The organism is Ensifer sp. VA4 (assembly GCF_055710065.1).
The window spans coordinates 102,543-117,417 of the sequence record NZ_JBVQPO010000010.1 but is presented as its reverse complement, the minus strand read 5'-3'; the positions used below and the strand labels follow the sequence as shown (position 1 = coordinate 117,417).

16 protein-coding genes are annotated in these 14,875 nt (G+C 63.4%); 8 read left to right on the top strand and 8 right to left on the bottom strand.

The annotated features are described in order from the left end of the window. Positions 1 to 51: 51 nt before the first annotated feature. Positions 52 to 966, bottom strand: a complete 915-nt coding sequence (locus AC0C6X_RS18645; RefSeq protein WP_472954554.1) for an energy transducer TonB family protein — start codon at positions 964 to 966, stop codon at positions 52 to 54. Positions 967 to 1,043: 77 nt separating this feature from the next. After that, positions 1,044 to 1,481 carry a hypothetical protein gene (locus AC0C6X_RS18640; protein ID WP_472954553.1) on the bottom strand — a complete coding sequence of 146 codons (438 nt, stop codon included), beginning with the start codon at positions 1,479 to 1,481 and terminating at the stop codon, positions 1,044 to 1,046. A 117-nt stretch (positions 1,482 to 1,598) separates the two neighbouring features. On the opposite strand from AC0C6X_RS18640, the gene hemP reads away from it, so the two are divergent. The 7 genes from hemP (at position 1,599) to AC0C6X_RS18605 (ending at position 6,904) form a co-directional block, all read left to right on the top strand. Then, a complete protein-coding gene (gene hemP, locus AC0C6X_RS18635; RefSeq protein WP_173517555.1) occupies positions 1,599 to 1,868 on the top strand; it encodes a hemin uptake protein HemP in 270 nt (89 codons plus the stop codon). Positions 1,869 to 1,878: 10 nt separating this feature from the next. Then, entirely contained in the window at positions 1,879 to 2,937 is a 1,059-nt protein-coding gene (locus AC0C6X_RS18630; RefSeq protein WP_472954550.1) for a hemin-degrading factor, read from the top strand. 21 nt (positions 2,938 to 2,958) lie between these two features. Beyond that, on the top strand, positions 2,959 to 3,909 hold the full coding sequence (locus tag AC0C6X_RS18625) for a heme/hemin ABC transporter substrate-binding protein (protein WP_472954549.1): 951 nt from the start codon (positions 2,959 to 2,961) through the stop codon (positions 3,907 to 3,909). Then, positions 3,896 to 5,014 (top strand): FecCD family ABC transporter permease, encoded by a 1,119-nt coding sequence (locus tag AC0C6X_RS18620; RefSeq protein WP_247958633.1) that lies wholly within the window; start codon positions 3,896 to 3,898, stop codon positions 5,012 to 5,014. The genes AC0C6X_RS18625 and AC0C6X_RS18620 overlap by 14 nt, the downstream gene beginning before the upstream one ends. An 8-nt stretch (positions 5,015 to 5,022) precedes the next feature. Continuing rightward, a complete protein-coding gene (locus tag AC0C6X_RS18615; protein ID WP_472954546.1) occupies positions 5,023 to 5,814 on the top strand; it encodes a heme ABC transporter ATP-binding protein in 792 nt (263 codons plus the stop codon). A 160-nt stretch (positions 5,815 to 5,974) separates the two neighbouring features. Then, a complete protein-coding gene (locus tag AC0C6X_RS18610; protein ID WP_173517560.1) occupies positions 5,975 to 6,343 on the top strand; it encodes an ElaB/YgaM/YqjD family protein in 369 nt (122 codons plus the stop codon). Positions 6,344 to 6,472: 129 nt separating this feature from the next. Next, positions 6,473 to 6,904 (top strand): hypothetical protein, encoded by a 432-nt coding sequence (locus AC0C6X_RS18605; protein WP_472954544.1) that lies wholly within the window; start codon positions 6,473 to 6,475, stop codon positions 6,902 to 6,904. A 41-nt stretch (positions 6,905 to 6,945) separates the two neighbouring features. On the opposite strand, the gene AC0C6X_RS18600 is transcribed toward AC0C6X_RS18605, so the two are convergent. The 3 genes from AC0C6X_RS18600 to AC0C6X_RS18590 all read right to left on the bottom strand — a co-directional run bounded on the left by AC0C6X_RS18600 (position 6,946) and on the right by AC0C6X_RS18590 (position 9,415). Then, positions 6,946 to 8,448 (bottom strand): sensor histidine kinase, encoded by a 1,503-nt coding sequence (locus tag AC0C6X_RS18600; RefSeq protein WP_472954542.1) that lies wholly within the window; start codon positions 8,446 to 8,448, stop codon positions 6,946 to 6,948. 209 nt (positions 8,449 to 8,657) lie between these two features. After that, positions 8,658 to 9,212, bottom strand: a complete 555-nt coding sequence (locus AC0C6X_RS18595) for an RNA polymerase sigma factor (RefSeq protein WP_173517563.1) — start codon at positions 9,210 to 9,212, stop codon at positions 8,658 to 8,660. 8 nt (positions 9,213 to 9,220) lie between these two features. Further along, the gene (locus tag AC0C6X_RS18590) at positions 9,221 to 9,415 is read right to left on the bottom strand and encodes a NepR family anti-sigma factor (RefSeq protein WP_058320782.1); all 195 of its coding nucleotides are present in this window, start codon (positions 9,413 to 9,415) and stop codon (positions 9,221 to 9,223) included. A 137-nt stretch (positions 9,416 to 9,552) separates the two neighbouring features. Between AC0C6X_RS18590 and AC0C6X_RS18585 the strand changes: the two genes are divergently transcribed. Further along, on the top strand, positions 9,553 to 10,347 hold the full coding sequence (locus tag AC0C6X_RS18585; RefSeq protein ID WP_173517564.1) for a response regulator: 795 nt from the start codon (positions 9,553 to 9,555) through the stop codon (positions 10,345 to 10,347). A gap of 368 nt (positions 10,348 to 10,715) precedes the next feature. On the opposite strand, the gene AC0C6X_RS18580 is transcribed toward AC0C6X_RS18585, so the two are convergent. The 3 genes from AC0C6X_RS18580 to AC0C6X_RS18570 all read right to left on the bottom strand — a co-directional run bounded on the left by AC0C6X_RS18580 (position 10,716) and on the right by AC0C6X_RS18570 (position 14,860). Continuing rightward, positions 10,716 to 12,299 (bottom strand): FGGY-family carbohydrate kinase, encoded by a 1,584-nt coding sequence (locus tag AC0C6X_RS18580; protein ID WP_472954538.1) that lies wholly within the window; start codon positions 12,297 to 12,299, stop codon positions 10,716 to 10,718. Positions 12,300 to 12,607: 308 nt separating this feature from the next. Then, positions 12,608 to 13,276, bottom strand: coding sequence for an HAD family hydrolase (locus AC0C6X_RS18575; RefSeq protein ID WP_247958638.1), 669 nt, complete (start codon positions 13,274 to 13,276; stop codon positions 12,608 to 12,610). Positions 13,277 to 13,375: 99 nt separating this feature from the next. Continuing rightward, entirely contained in the window at positions 13,376 to 14,860 is a 1,485-nt protein-coding gene (locus AC0C6X_RS18570; RefSeq protein ID WP_472954535.1) for a mannitol dehydrogenase family protein, read from the bottom strand. Positions 14,861 to 14,875 lie beyond the last annotated feature (15 nt).

The following is a 14,875-nucleotide window of genomic DNA, read 5'->3' as shown; positions in this document are numbered from 1 at the left end:
CTAGAAAAAATCAGCTCTTCGCCCGCAGGCAGGAAACGGCGCGTCCGCCTGTCAGTTTACGGACATCGGGACGGTAAAGCTCCAGCTGCTCTTGCCGGAACCGGCCGGGATGGCGGCGAAGGGTGCTGCGCTGCGGACCGAATCCAGGGCCGCCTTATCGAGACGGTCCGATCCGGAGCTGCGAACGAGATTGACCCCTGCCAGACCTCCATTCGCGGCGACGACGAACGTAACGGTCGCTGTATCGCCTTCGTCACTGCGGATCCCGCGGGTCCTCCTGAGGAAAGCGCGCTGGACCTTTGAGCGGACCTTGCCCTTGTAGTTTTCCTCGCCGGCATTCCCGACAACCGACGCTGCCCGTCCCTGGCCGGTGGCGGCCGTGGAAGCACCATTGATATCGCCGTCCGCCTGGCCCTTGACCTGGGTCTGCTTCTGCTCACCCTTGTCGCCAGCCTTCTTGCGGGCGACCTTCTTTTTCTTGACCGGTTCCTTCTTCGGTTCAGGTTTTTCCACCTGCTGCTTCTTCGGCTCCACGATCTCGGGCTTTTTTTCCGGCACGACGGCTTCGACCGGCGCAACGCTCGCGGTGACCATGGCTTCGGCAACCTCGAGGGTCGGCATCTCTTCGGCCGGCAGGATGACGTCGGCCTCGACCGCCGTCAGATCGTGCGGTTCTTCCGCAGCGATTTCCGGCGTGGTCGAAGTCAGATCCTCGACCGGCGTAAGCTCCTCCGGCTTCACCTCATCGGGAACGTCTTCAATCGGCTCGACGATCTCGGAGGGATCACCTGCCTGCAGCGTTTCGGAAAACGCGTCACCCAGAACGGCAACTTCCGTCGCCGTACCGCCGATCATGAGCGTCGATTCGTCCTCCGGCGGCGAAGATGCGAACAGGGTGGCAAGAACAACGCCATGCGTTGCAAGCGAGATGATCGCGGCCCCAGTCCAGATGACGATACGCTTCATGACAGCCTTACCTTCGCCGCAGCGGACGGCGCAAACCCACACTCCCTAAGGAGCAGTCTCAATCGGCCCCTGTTCGCTCAGCCCTTGAGTTCCACCGCCGATTTCGAGCCGGTCTTGATCCCGCTCATGCAGGCGCCCGGCTGCACGCCGTCGCCGACACAGGCCGGCGCGTCGTTGATCAGCAGGCTCTTCACCGCATCGCAATTGGTGCCGGGGAGATCGAATTGGCGAACCTTGGTCTTGCCGGCGGGAAGATCGCGGAAGTCGAGCACGGCCATGCGCTCGACCAGCCCCTTCTGGTCGAAGATCACGAATTCGAAGGAAACCTTGCTCAGCGACTGCGCAAAGGCGTTGCCGGCAACGAAGGTGAGCTTGCAGCCCTTCTGCGAAGGGGCGATGTCGTTCAATTCGATCGTAAGCCCGGCGGCGGGCGCAGCCTCCTGCGCTTTGGCACTGCTCGCAGCGATGAGGGCTGCAAGAGCAACGGAAACAATCGGAAGGCTGGAAAACTTCATGACGACATCACTCCAAAGGGTTGCAGCGAGCCACCGAACGAGCCCGCACGCCCTTGTCCACAAGCCGGCAATAACTAACTTGAGTGCTAAAGTCCGGTATTGCGTCCATAAATAAATATGAGTAATGAAGTCAAGATAGTAAACGAATTGCACGGCAGGAAATGCTGGAAAAACAGCGCGGCCTGCCCTCTCGAAACGGCCAACGCAGTGACCAACGACAATGACCTTGCACGCCCATCCGAGCCGCCGATCCAGGCCGGGCGGGCGCAACGGATAATCGAAAGTCGCGAACTTTTCGGCAGCGAAAACGAGATCCTCATTTCCCACGACGGTGCGATCTACCGCATGAAGATCACCCGCCAAGGCAAACTGATCCTGAACAAATAGGCAGATGAAAATGACCGAGAGCCGCCCCACTCCTTCCGAAATCCGCGCCTACCGCGCCGAGAACCCGAAGATGCGCGAGCGTGATATCGCAGCCCAGCTCGGTGTTTCCGAAGCCGCTCTCGTCGCTGCCGAATGCGGGCTGACCGCCGTGCGCATCGATGCCGATGCCAACCGTTTCCTTTCGCGCGTCGAGGAACTCGGCGAAGTCATGGCTTTGACCCGCAACGAAAGCGCGGTCCACGAAAAGATCGGCGTCTACGAGAAGATCACCACCGGCGAGATGGCAAGCATCGTGCTCGGCAGTGAGATCGACCTCCGGGTTTTCCCGAGCGCCTGGGCGCATGCCTTCGCCGTGACCAAAACCGACGACCAGGGCGAAGCGCGCAAGAGCCTGCAGTTCTTCGACAAGTGGGGCAATGCCGTGCACAAAGTGCATCTGCGCCCGGAGTCGAATGTGGCAGCCTATGACAAGATCGTCGCGGATTTCCGCCTTGACGACCAGTCGCAGGAATTCGCCGCCGACGCCAGCGTGCACGCCACCGATGACAGGCCGGAGACCGTCGTCGATGTTACCGAACTGCGTGACCGCTGGACGAAGATGACCGACACGCATCAGTTCCACGGCATGCTGCGCAAGCTGAAGATCGGCCGCCGCCAGGCGCTCAGCAACATCGGCGAGGATTTCGCCTGGCAGCTCGATCCCTCCAGCATCGAAGCCATGATGCGTTCCAGCGCCGAGATCGAACTGCCGATCATGTGCTTTGTCGGCAATCGCGGCATGATCCAGATCCATTCCGGTCCGATCGCCAAGATCGCGCCGATGGGCCCCTGGCTCAACGTCATGGACCCGACCTTCCACCTGCACCTGCGCACCGACCACATCGCCGAACTCTGGGCCGTGCGCAAGCCGACGGCCGACGGCCATGTCACCTCGATCGAGGCGCTCGACGCAAAGGGCGAGATGATCATCCAGTTCTTCGGCAAGCGGAAAGAAGGTCTCGCCGAACGTCCGGAATGGCGTTCGATCGCCGAAGGCCTGCCGCGTCTCGACACGACGGTCGCCGCCTGAGAACAGGATAGGAACACTTCGATGATCAACGGTCTCGACTTCCGTCGCCTTCGCCGCCGGGAACTGGTGCTTACCGCCTTCGCCCTGTCGGCACCCTTCCTGCTGCCGGCGGTCGCACCCGGCGCCCCCTCCTTCATCCGGCCGGCGGTGGCCGAGGAGATACAGAAAGCCGACGTCTCGCGCGTCGTTTCCGTCGGCGGAGCGATCACCGAGATCATCTATGCGCTCGGCGAGGAAGGCCGTCTCGTCGGCCGCGATTCCACCAGCACCTATCCCGAAGCGGCAAAGAAGCTTCCCGATGTCGGCTACATGCGCCAGCTCGCACCGGAAGGCATCATCGCCGCCAACCCGAGCGCGATCATCGCCATCGAAGGCAGCGGCCCGCCGGAGGCGCTGGCGGTGCTGAAGGAGGCGAACATCGCCTTTACCAGCGTGCCCGAGACCTTCGACAAGGCCGGCATCCCCGCGAAGATCCGCGCCGTCGGTACTTTCCTGGGTGTCGAGGAAAAGGCTGAAACCCTGGCAACGCGTGTCGAAGCCGATCTCGATGCGGCAGTTTCCGAGAGTGCCGCCCGTCCGGAAGGCGAACGCAAGCGCGTGCTTTTCATCCTGAGCACGCAGGGCGGAAAAGTCATGGCATCGGGGCAAGGCACCGCCGCCAACGGCATCATCGAGCTTGCGGGCGCCGTAAACGCGGTGGGGACATTCCCTGGCTACAAGGCGCTGACCGACGAGGCGATCGTCGAGGCCAAGCCCGATATCGTCCTGATGATGGACCGCGGCGGCGAACATTCCGCCAAGGCAGACGAACTTTTCGCCCTGCCGGCGCTGAGCCTCACGCCTGCCGCCCAGAACAAGGCGCTGATCCGCATGGACGGCCTGCACCTGCTCGGCTTCGGCCCCCGTACGGCAAGCGCCGTGCGCGAACTGAATGCCGCCATTTACGGGAAGAAGGCCAATGCCTCGCAGTGAGGCGGTGGACCGCGGCATGCGCCTGACCGCTTTCGCCGCCGATATCCGCAACGAATGGCGCGCGGGCAACCGCTCGCGGCTGGCGCGTCTGGTGATCGTCGTCCTGATCGCGTTTGCCGTCGCAACCTTCGTCGGCTCGATCATGACCGGTGCCGCCGATGCATCGCTCGCCAATGTCTGGCGCTGGCTGGTCGGCGAGGCCGACCAGGGCTTAAGCATCCGCGACCGCATCATCATCCTCGATATCCGCCTGCCGCGCGCCGTACTCGGCCTGCTCGTCGGCGCTTCGCTCGCCGTTTCCGGCGTCGTCATGCAGGGTCTTTTCCGCAACCCCCTGGCAGATCCCGGTCTCGTCGGCGTCTCCTCGGGCGCAAGCCTCGGCGCCGTGCTGCTGATCGTGCTCGGCACCACCGCGTTCGGGCCGCTCTTCGCGCTGTTCGGATTCTATGCGCTGCCGGTCGCAGCCTTCGTCGGCGGCCTCGTCACGACGCTGCTGCTCTACCGGATCGCCACCCGCGACGGCCAGACGTCGATCGCCACCCTGTTGCTCGCCGGTATCGCGCTCGGCGCGCTGACCGGCGCGATCACCGGTATTCTCGTCTTCAGGGCCGACGACAAGCAACTGCGCGACCTCACCTTCTGGGGGCTCGGCTCGTTAGCGGGGGCCAACTGGACGAAAATCCTGGCCGCAGCGCCGATCATCCTCGCTTCGCTCGCGGTGACCCCCTTCCTGGCGCGCGGACTGAATGCCATCACGCTCGGCGAAGCGGCCGCCTTCCACATGGGCATTCCCGTCCAGCGCCTGAAGAACATCGCGATCGTCGGCGTCGCGGCGGCAACCGGCGCATCCGTTGCCGTCAGCGGCGGCATCGGCTTCGTCGGCATTGTCGTTCCGCACCTGCTGCGCCTCGTCATCGGCCCCGATCATCGCTACCTGCTGCCCGCCTCGGCGCTGCTCGGCGGCACCCTGTTGATCCTCGCCGACATGATCGCCCGCACCATCGTTTCTCCGGCAGAACTGCCGATCGGCATCGTCACCGCCTTCATCGGAGCGCCGTTCTTCCTCTGGATCCTGCTGCGCGGCCGTTCGAACATGGGACTCTGAAGGAAAGCATGATCAACGTCTCCAGTCTCTCCGTCCGACTCGGCCGGCGACCCGTCATCCACGGCGTATCTCTCGAGGCATTGCCGGGCGCATTGACCGCCATCGTCGGACCGAACGGCTCCGGCAAGACCACGACGCTGAAGGCGATCTCCGGCGAGCTTTCGCCGTCGAGCGGAGCGATCCGCATCAACGGCCGCGACCTCAGCGGGCTGAAGCCGTGGGAACTCGCGCTGATGCGCGGCGTGCTGCCCCAGTCGACGGTCATTTCCTTCCCCTTCACCGTGCGCGAAGTGGTGAGGTTGGGCCTTGCCGCCGGTGCCAATGCGGATCCCGCCGCGCACGACCGCGTCACGGCCGAGGCGTTGGAAGCGGTGGATCTCGCGGGCTTTGCCGGGCGTTTCTACCAGGAATTGTCGGGCGGCGAGCAGCAGCGCGTGCAGCTTGCCCGCGTCCTCTGCCAGATCCCCGATCCGGTGATCGACGGCGAGCCGCGCTACCTGCTTCTCGACGAACCCGTGTCGAGCCTCGATATCCGCCACCAACTGGGGATCATGCAGCTCGCCCGCAAGTTCTGCGAACGGGGCGGCGGGGTTGTCGCCGTGATGCATGACCTCAATCTCACGGCCATGTTCGCGGACCATATGGTGATGATGAAGGCCGGCAAGGTCCGCGCCGGCGGTGCCCCCCGCGAGGTTCTGACCGACGAGACGATGGAAGCCGTTTTCGGCTGCCGCATGCAGGTGGGCGTTGCGCCGTCACCGCACGTGCCTTTCGTCCTGCCGCAGACGGCATCGCTCTAACCGCGTTCGATCGGCCAAGGTCAAGTTTTCACGAAACAATTTCTGCACTTGTGCGTTGTTCTCCCGAAGCGCCGGAAAGGGTCTCTAGTTGTGCCCACCGGTTCCATCAGACGGCGCCGACCGCTCGCGGCCGGCGCAGGCGTGAAAGGGAGTATTCATCATGGCGCTAGGCCTCTTCTCCGGTTCGGGCTCGCGATCGACCAAAAGCAACGGCAAGCTCGCCGATCTCTCCATCGAGGAACAACTGGGCGAGTTGCGGAGCGATGTCGCAACGCTCGTCGCCTTGCTCGCCGATCGCGGATTGGCCGCCTCAAAGCAGGCGCGCGGCAAGGTGCAGGATGCCCGTGAACAGGCCGAAGCCGGCATCAGCGATTTGCTGGCAAGCGGCGAAGACCTGCTGGCCGAGCTTCGCGACCGCTATGCCGGCACAGAAAAGCAGGTCCGCCATGCTGTTCGCGAGCATCCCGTCGCCACGCTCGGCGCGGCTGCCCTGATCGGGCTCGCCGTGGCGGCGTTGCTTCGTCGCTGACTTGCAATCGGTCGAACTGGACCTGCGGGCAATGGCTCGCAGGTCCGGCCGAGATGAGGAAAGGCATGTAGCTTTTCCACCAGTATCTCGCCCCAACCTCTGAGAGTCGAGCACGACGGGGAGTAACGCATGGGATCATTGACGGCCGCCCTCGCCAGCCTCTTGGCCGCCGACATCGGCGCCACCGCCTCTCGTGTGAAGCGCAACGCAGCCCTATGGAGCGTCATAGGGCTGTTGCTCGTCACCGCCTATGTCTTCGCCCTCGCAGCCACCTTTCTGTTTCTGAGTGTTCGCTACTCCCCGGTCGCGGCCGCAGCGGCAATCGCCGGGGCGCTGGTCGTCACCGCCCTGGTGTTTGTTGCCATCCTCATCGCCCTGCAGAACCGAGACCGCCGTCTTCAGGAAGAACGCCGCCGCCGCACGCAGATGCAAACCAATCTGACGCTGCTCGCAGTAGCCGGCATCTTGCGCAAGCAGCCGCTTCTTGCCGTCGCCATCGCTCTCGCAGTCGGCGCTCTCTTGGGAACCGGCAAGCGGCGTGGACGCAAACACGACGATTGATGCACAGCCAGTCGTCGTCTTAATCGGCGGGCGCGATCCCGTTAGAGCGGCAACCGGATAAGCGCCGTGACACCGGCGGGGAGATACTCGACCTTCACCGAACTGCCCAGCACCTTGTCGAGGCTGCGCTCGATCAGGATGGAGCCGAAGCCGCGCCGCTTGGGCTCACGCACCGGCGGCCCGCCAACCTCGCTCCAGGTAAGATGAAGGACGGTGTCGCCGTCTTCGACGACGTTGCGTGCCGTCAACACGACCTTGCCTTTCGGCACCGAAAGCGATCCGTATTTCACGGCGTTGGTTGCAAGTTCGTGCAGCACCAGCCCGAGACCGACCGCCTGGTCGGGACCGAGCGACACTTCGTCCTTATGCAGTTCGATCTGGTCCGCATAGGCGCTCACATGCGGCAGCAGTTGCTTGGCGATCAGGTCGGCAAGCCGGATCGTGCCCCACTCGTGATCGGAAAGCAGACCATGCGCCTCGGAGATCGCCTGCAAGCGACCGGCAAACGCGGTCATGAATTCGGCCGGATCGCTCGTCTGGCGAAGCGTCTGGCGCGCAAGCGATTGCAGCATGGCGAGCGTGTTCTTGACCCGGTGATTGAGCTCCTTCAGCAGGAGCCGGGTGCGCTGCGCCGAAGCTTGCTGGTCGGTGACATCGATCGTCACGCCGATGAACGTCAGCGGATTGCCTTTGGCGTCCCGGTCGTGCACGCGGCCGCGGCCGAGCAGCCAGCGTCCCGTGTCGCCGATACGGAACATGCCGTCATATTCGTCGTCGGCCTTCATCGCCTGGCGAAGCTTGGCGAAAGTCGCGCCGCGATCGTCGACGTGGATCGCGCCGAAGATGTCCCGGGCGCCAACCGAGCTGTCGGCCGAAAGTCCGAACATGCGTTTCAAGGCGCTGTTGCCGGCGATCGCACCCGAGCGGATATCCCAAAGCCAGCTGCCGATGTTGGCCGCTTCCAGCGCCATCGCGTGCCGCTGCTCCTCGCGCGACAATGCCGCCTCCTTCAACGCGCGTCGACGGGCCTCGTCCTTGACCTTGAAGAGCGAGGCTGCGAGCGCGGCAAGCCGGCGCAATTGGTGGATGAGCGATTGCGATACGTCAGCGCGCGGCTTGTCGTCGAGCACGCAAACCGTGCCCACCGCCTGCCCGTCGAGCATGATCGGCGCGCCGGCATAGAAGCGCAGGAATGGCGGCCCCTTGACCTGCCGATGGCGCGCGAACCGCGGATCGGTCGAGGCATCGAGGACGACGAGGCTTGCATCGGCCGCAGCGGCTACATGCGCACAAAATGCGTCTTCGGCCGGGGCACGGGTCTCATCGGTGCCGACGGCTGCCTTGAACCACTGCCATTGGCGGTCGATCAGCGTCACCAGTGCGACCTGTGCGTCGAAAAGCCCGGCAGCGATTTCGGCGATCCCGTCGAAGTCCCGGTCCGGAACGGCCATGTCAGGCACGGTCGCATGCAGGACGCCAAGACGCTCGGGCGCCTCGAGCAGCCTCGTCACAGGCGGATCCGTTTTCTCTGTCCTCACGTGCATACGGTCTCAATTCTCAATCTGAACGAGATGAGGAAGCCGCCGGGGTCAACCGCATCCCGCTCGATTTGGAGCGTCTCGACCCAATGTCGTCACGACTGCGCATTCGTCAGTCGATATCAGCCGTCACCGCCTATCCCCTCGGGTCCCAGCCGCCAGTGAAAGCAGGACGCCGCCGCTTTTGCAACGGTATCCGGCCCGAATTTCTTCTCTCAGGAGACGAAGGCGCGCGACGTGACCGGAGCCGAGGTTTCGTCAGGTCCATAGTCGTTTTCACCCTTCACCTGGAGGATGTCCTGCAGCCGCTGACGCGCGCGGTTCACCCGGCTCTTGATCGTACCTAGAGCGCAGCCGCAGATCGTCGCCGCCTCCTCGTAGGAGAAGCCGGAAGCGCCGACCAGGATGATCGCTTCGCGCTGGTCCGGCGGCAGCATATCGAGCGCGCGCCGGAAGTCCTGCAGGTCGAGAGATCCGTATTGCTCGGGATGATGGGCCAGCGACTCGGTGAAGTGCCCGTCGGTGTCCTGCACCTCGCGCCCACGCTTGCGCATCTGGCTGTAGAGCTCGTTGCGCAGGATCGTGAAGAGCCAGGCCTTCATATTGGTGCCCATCTCGAAATGGTCCTGCTTCGCCCAGGCCTTCATGATCGTGTCCTGGACGAGGTCGTCGGCGCGGTCGTGGCGGCCGATCAACGACATGGCGAAGGCGCGCAGGCTCGGCAAGGCGGCAAGCATCTCTCGCTTGAAATCATTCTTTTCGGACGACATTCTGGCACTTACTCCCTGCCCTGCAGTGCCGACTGCTGCTCGGCCGCGTCGAGTTTTTCCAGAAGATCGAGAAAACGCGCGGGTATCGCCTCTTCCTGCACGGACTGATAAAGCGCTTTCAGCTTTGCTGCGATCTGCGCGTTTGGATCTTCTGTCCATAAGGTCGTGCCGGTAGTCCGCCCTGCCCCTGTTTTATATTTCATTGTCAAACTGTCGCCTTCGAGTGTCCATAGCCGCCATAACGCGGCGGAAAATTGAAATGTTCCCCTTGGGGAACCTTTTTTTACGTCCGGCGTTCTCGCAACGTCACCGTAGAAAGATATTCGAGGGAGTTCCCCCTATGACATTGTCCACGCGGATCGCACCGCTTCTGCCGTATCTGCGCCGTTACTCACGCGCGCTGACCGGCTCGCAGACCTCCGGCGACGCCTATGTCGCTGCCGTTCTCGAAGCGCTGATCGCCGACACGTCGATTTTCCCGGAAGCAAGCAATGACCGCGTCGGCCTGTTCCGACTCTTCACTTCACTTTTCGGTTCCTCGTCCGTCCTCGTGCCCGAGCCGGTCTCGCCTTTTGCCTGGGAACAGCGTGCGTCGATCAATCTTGCAACGGTCTCGCCCCTTGCCCGCCAGGCCTTCCTGCTCGTCTCGGTCGAAGGTTTCCGTCCCGAGGAAGCCGCCGAAGTGCTCGACGTCTCCACCGATAAGGTCGGCGCCCTGCTCGACCGCGCCTCGCAGGAAATCTCGCGGCAGGTCGCGACCGATATCATGATCATCGAGGACGAACCGCTGATCGCCATCGACATCGAGCAGATGGTCGAGAGCCTCGGCCATCGCGTCACCGGCATCGCCCGGACGCGCGACGAAGCGATCGCCCTTTACAAGAAGACCCGGCCAAGCATGGTGCTTGCCGACATCCAGCTCGCCGACGGCAGCTCGGGCATCGACGCCGTCAACGACATCCTGAAGACGAGCGCCATTCCGGTGATCTTCATCACCGCCTTCCCGGAACGGCTGCTGACCGGCGAACGGCCGGAACCGACCTTCCTCGTCACCAAGCCCTTCAACCCGGACATGGTCAAGGCACTGATCAGCCAAGCGCTGTTCTTCAACGAATCGACCAAGGCGGCGGCCTGAGCACGGGTCATTTCGCCGTTCCCGAAACGGCGAAATGACCACCCTTTGCTGGACGGCACCCTTCGGGACAACACCTCCACCTTTCCCGCAATCGACCTTGGCAGCAGCACCTGCTCACAAGCCTGCGCCTGCGGCATCGTACTTGGGCGGACACCCGTTCTTCGATTACCCCCCAAACACACGACAGCCAGTGCCGAGGGAAGGCACTGGCTGGTATGTGCAACTCACTCGGGGAGTGTGAGTTGTAGGCCGGCGGTCTGCCTCCGGCGCGGCATTGGGGGCTATGCGCGCCACCGTCCGGTCGCAAACAAAATGCGCGACGCGGCAAAAGGTTCCATGCGCTTGCGCTGGCTGTTTCGCCTACCGACTCATAGCATCTTGTCGAGTTCGTCACGGTGGCGGTAGAGCGCCAGGAACCGACGGTAATCGCGGTCATAGGTGGCGCGAACGCTTGCATCCGGCGCGCGCTCATGTCCGTCCGACGCCATTGCCGTGCCCGCGGCCGCGAGGTCCTGATGGATGCCGCCGGCAACGGCCGCCGCCATCGCCGTACCCAGCAGCACCGCGTCCGGCGCCTGCGGCGCCACCACGCGGCAGCCGGTCGCATCGCAATAGAGCTCCATCAAAAGCGCGTTGCGCACGTGGCCGCCGGTAACGTGCAGCGTGTCGAGCTGATAGCCGACTTCGCGCATCATCTCCAGGATGTGACGGATGCCGAGTGCGATCGCAACGCAGGTGCGCCAATAAAGCCGGCAGAGCGCATCGAAGGAGGAATCGAGCGGCAAGCCGCTGATAACGCCGAGCCCGTGCGGATCGGCAAGCGGCGAGCGGTTGCCATGGAAATCGGGAAGCACATGCAGGCGATCGGCAAAAGCGGTCCCCTGCTCCGCCCGCAGTTCCTGGACGCGGGCGATGATCCGGCCATGCGTCTCGGCGGTCGGCTCGAGACCGCCGCCATGCAGCCGCACGATATGATCGAGCAGCGCGCCGGTCGCCGATTGCCCGCCTTCGATCAGCCAGGCGCCGGGAAGAACCGCTTCGTAATAGGGGCCCCACATGCCGAAGCCGGGCTTCATGTCCCTGGAGAAGGCGACGATGCAGCTCGACGTGCCGGCAATCAGCGCCAGTTGCCTTTCGAGCTTTTCCGGCGCACCGACGAACCCGCCAACGACGCCGAGCGCACCGGCATAGGCGTCGATCAGACCCGGCGCCACCTGGCAGCCTTCGTCCAGTCCGAGCTCGGCCGCCGCCGCTGCATTCAAGTGGCCGACCGAACTTCCGATCGGCAAGCTCTCTTCCGGCAGACCGCCGCGTTCGATGAGATCCTCGAGCCCGATCCTTGAGAGATAGTCGGGCTGCCAGCCACGCGTCTCATGCGCCAGATAGTTCCATTTTGCCGTCAAAGTGCAGCGCGAGCGCGCAGCACTTCCGGTCGCCCGCCAGGAGAGATAGTCGGCGAGATCGAAGAAGAAGCCGGCCTTCTGCCATTGCTCTGGCAGATTGCGCTTCAGCCACATCAGCTTCGGCATTTCCATTTCCGGCGACATGACCCGGCCGGAAAAGTCGAGCACCGGGTGACCGGTGGCCGTGCAAAAGTCAGCCTCTGCCAGCGCCCGATGGTCGAGCCAGACGATCGTGTCCCAGCGTGCCTCGCCCTTGCGGTTGACGGAAAGCGGCTTGCCGTCCCGGTCGCGCACCACCAACGAGCAAGTGGCGTCGAAACCGATCGCCGCAACGTCTTGCGCGGCGATACCAGCCCTATCCTTGGCCGCCTTGACCGCGCCGCAGACGGCGCGCCAGATATCCTCAGAGTCATGCTCGGCGTGGTTTTCTTCCGGCCGGTTCATGGCGATCGGCAGGTCGGCACGCGCAAGCAGCGCCCCTTCTCGGTCAAAGATACCGGCGCGCGCACTGCCGGTGCCGACATCGACCGCAACGACGAATTCACGCATCAATGAATGTCTCGCCCCCTAGAGCAATTCCAGGAAAAGTGTGAAACGGTTTTCCGTCCGGAATTGCTTAATTTCAAAAGGTTAGATCACGGTGGTTTTCGGTTGGATCGACCCAAAATCAAACCGTGATCGATTGTCATAAGTTCGAGCGGGATATGGGCGGAATCCGCACACATTCTCCTCACCCCGCTCTACTGCATGTTTCCTTTGATCGCCGCCGATTAAAGGACAAAACATGCAGCACTTCAAAATGCTACAGCGACCTTTGCGCGTCTCATAGAACGCGCGGCGCTGTAGTTCCGTCCCTGCTATCGGCCGACAAACTGTAACAATTCGCCCATGTCGTCAAACAGCACGTCGGGGCTGAGGTCGGAGAGACTTTGCCGATGCTTGTCCGTGCGCGCGTGGCTGCCGCCGGCAAAGGCGAAGACCCGCATGCCCGCCGCCTTCGCCGCTTCGATGCCCGCCGGACTGTCCTCGACGACGACGCAATCCTTGGGCGCGAAACCCATTTCGCGGCTCGCATGCAGGAAGAGATCAGGCGCCGGCTTGCCATGTTTGACCATGGTGGCGGAAAAGATGTTGGGCTCGAAGAGGTCGATGAGGCCGGTGACGGTCAGCGACAGGCGGATGCGTTCCGGCTGGCTGGACGAGGCGACACAGCACGCGCCCTCGAGCCCCTCGACCGCTTCGCGAATGCCTGCAATTGGCTGCAGTTCCGAACGAAAGCGATCGTAGAGACGAAGGCGCATGCGCTCGAGGAACGCGTCGTCGGTGGCGAGTCCGTATTCGTCGTGCAGGATCGCCGACATGCTTTTCAGGCTGCGCCCGAGAAAGCGTTCCGTCGCCTCCTCGGTTGTCATCGAAACACCGGCGGCCGAGAGGACGTCCACCAGCACTTCCAGCGAGATCGGCTCGCTATCGACGAGCACCCCGTCGCAATCGAAGATCACCAGCCCGGACGCCGCATCCGCCATAACACCCCTACCCCTTACAGCGACGCGCACCACGCAAGGTCGCCGTAACGCTTTGAATTGGCGCATAATTCATCCCTGCATCAAATCCGATCCAAGGAATTATGCGGTAAGCTTGTTGTCCAGATAAAGCTGGAGCGTAGCGCGCGTACCCTTTTCCCAGAGCGTTTTCAATGCATGAGCGAAGCGGCGGCGGAAGAGATCGGAGCGCGCGACATCGCCGAAGATGTCGCCGAGCGCCAGGAAGGCCATCGGATCGTCCTTGGCGGCAAGCGCCGCCTTGTTCAGCCGGTCGGCACTCTGGTCATTGAAGACGATCGCCTTGCCGCTATCCGACGTGCCGGCGAAATAGCGGCACCACAGCGCCGAAACGAGCGAGAGGCCGACGACATCCTCGCCGCGCTCCAGCCGGTCGGCGGTGGAGGGCAGGATGAATTTCGGCTGCCGGTTCGAGCCGTCCTGCGCCAGGCGCGGGATCGTGTCGCCGATCTTCGGATTGGAGAAGCGTGTCTCGATCAGCCTGTAATAGTCACCGAGATCGGTGTTCGGCACCGGCGGGATGACAGGGATGATCTCGTCATGTTCGAGCTTGGCAAGGAAGGCGCGGATCAGCGGTTCCTCCATCGCCTCATGCACGAAATGGATATCGAGCAAGGCGGCTGGATAGGCGATCGCCGCATGACCGCCGTTGAGGATGCGGATCTTCATGTGCTCGTAGGGCGCCACGTCAGGCACGAACTGGACGCCCACCTTCTCCAGCGCCGGGCGGCCGAGCGGGAAATGATCCTCCAGCACCCATTGCTTGAATTCCTCGCAGAACACCGGCCAGGCATCCTCGATGCCGTATTCGTCGGCGACGATGCCGATCTCGCGTGCGCCGGTCGCCGGCGTGATCCGGTCCACCATGCCGTTCGGGAAAGCGACATTGGCGTCGATCCAATCGGCAAAGGCCGGGTCGAAGAGCCGAGCGAGCCCCGCGACCGCCGCATGCGTGACCTCGCCATTGCCCGGAATATTGTCGCAGGACATCACGGTGAAGGGCGGAACGTTCTTGTCCCTGCGCGCTTTCAGCCCGGCAACGATCAGCCCGAACACCGTCTTCGGGGCCGCCGGATTCTGCGCGTCGGCAACGATGGATGGATGGGTCGGGTTGAACACGCCCGAGGCCGGATCGATGAAATAGCCGCCTTCGGTGATGGTCAGCGACACGATGCGGATCGCCGGATCGGTGAGCTTCGCAACGATCGCCCGGATGTCGCCGGGCTCGAGATAGTCGATCATCGCGCCGGTGACATGAGCCCCGGTGCGGTTGTTGTCCTGCTCCACCACGGTCGTCAGGAAATCCTGCGCCGCAAGCTTGGCGCGCATCGTTGCATCGGAAGGAAGAACCCCGGCACCGATGATGGCCCAGTCCAGATCGTGTCCGGCATTGAAGAGATCATCGAGATAGACGGCCTGGTGCGCCCTGTGGAAGTTGCCGACGCCGAAATGCACGATACCCGCCGTCAGTTGCGACCGGTCGTAGTTCGGCACGCCGGCCTTGGCCTTGATCGTGTCGAGGGCGGCAAGTGAGAGTTTGGTCGTCATGGTCTCGTATCCTTT